This window comes from Streptomyces sp. JJ66 (assembly GCF_019303495.1).
Taxonomy (GTDB): Bacteria; Actinomycetota; Actinomycetes; order Streptomycetales; family Streptomycetaceae; genus Streptomyces.
The window spans coordinates 1-1,407 of record NZ_JAEVFI010000055.1 but is presented as its reverse complement, the minus strand read 5'-3'; the positions used below and the strand labels follow the sequence as shown (position 1 = coordinate 1,407).

Sequence of the window (1,407 nt, the reverse complement as noted above, 5' to 3'; positions counted from 1 at the left end):
ACAGGCGATCTTCGTAATCCATCGGAAACGATCTTCACTCGCCAGGGCGTAGATGAGATCCGCTCAATGTCGGTTAGGACGCGGATGGTAGGCCGTGTGGGACTCGAACCCACAACCAATGGATTAAAAGTCCAGGTCGGGGCCGGGCGGGTGATGCCGACCGTTGTTGCGCCGTCCGGAACGGCCTGGTCGGACAGGCTGTCCGGTGCCGCGCGATCCGGACGGAACCAGGCTGTGCCGGAACGTCCGCTCACGCATCGCTCACGCATAACTAGCTGCCGAGCAGCCCGCTCCTCGACGGCGACGTACTCTCCCGGCCCAGCCGGGGCGTTTGGCCAGTTCCGTGTAGTCGCGCATGTGCGCGGTGCCGACGCCCCGGCATACACCCCATGACCGCCACAGCAGTTCGCTGTCAAGTACCACCAAGTATCACGTAACAAGGTGCGTTCCACGAACTAGCTGCGCTGCTCAGCTCGTAAAATCCTCTGACGCTACTACGGCACCAACTCATCGTGCATCATGACCTCTTGTGGATGAGGGAACAGTCGCACTGATAGCAGCAGGATGCGGACTTTTCGGATCGATACTGGGAGCTGCTTTGACGGCATGGGCTACCAAGGCCGGAGCGGACAGGAGCGCCGATGCCGTGCGCGGACAGACGCACGACCAAGCCACAAACGAGCATGCTCATTGGCTACGGCAGCAACGTCTTTCCGCCTGCGAGGAATTCCTCGACGCTTGGGACGAGTGCACCCGCACGCGAAAGGAGCTGGCCCGCCCAGTGACGGAAGGTCAACATATGCCACTCCGAACAGAACTCCACCAGGCGGTCACTCGCATGCTCGAACGCGCGCGACGCATATCAATCCTTGGCCCCGACGAAGTCGCTCAAGCCGCTCAGCTAATCTCCGAAGCAACCATGGAGAACATCGAGAGGGAAGACAAGTTCGGTCAAGAACTTGAAGCGACCGTCGCACGCCTACGACAGCAGGAAACCCATATCCGCGATCACTCACCCAACCTCGAATTCGAGCAGATGAAGCAAGTACTCGCCCACGCCAACAATTTAGAGGAACTACAGCACCTCTACTCCATAGAAGAGTTGGAGCGGATCGTAGAAAATGCCGAGCGCTCCGCAACAGAGATGGAAGAGTGGGTTCGCCAGATGACCGCCTTTGGGGAAATAGGAGAGCAGATAATTAACGAGGGGGCACGCTTCCTGGCAGATTTCAAGTACAACATTCAGGTAACCGAAGAGAATAGGAAAGCCTTCATCCTCTCGGTGCGGAACTCAATCGCAAGCCCGCCGATGCTAAAGGTTGTCTCGTAACTGTTGGGGCCGGTGCGCGTTGGGCTGACTGTGCAGGTGCTGAGTGCGGAACGTCGTGACGTGATCGAGGTGTTCAC

At 58.6% G+C, this 1,407-nt stretch carries 1 protein-coding gene and 1 tRNA gene; one reads left to right on the top strand and one right to left on the bottom strand.

Features of this window, described 5'->3' with window-relative positions; translation table 11 throughout:
- Nucleotides 1-85: 85 nt before the first annotated feature.
- A tRNA-Lys gene (locus JJV70_RS22220) sits at nucleotides 86-187 on the bottom strand.
- Between the two features lie 342 nt (nucleotides 188-529).
- Between JJV70_RS22220 and JJV70_RS22215 the strand changes: the two genes are divergently transcribed.
- The gene (locus JJV70_RS22215) at nucleotides 530-1,330 is read left to right on the top strand and encodes a hypothetical protein (RefSeq protein WP_219049827.1); all 801 of its coding nucleotides are present in this window, start codon (nucleotides 530-532) and stop codon (nucleotides 1,328-1,330) included.
- Nucleotides 1,331-1,407: the final 77 nt, after the last annotated feature.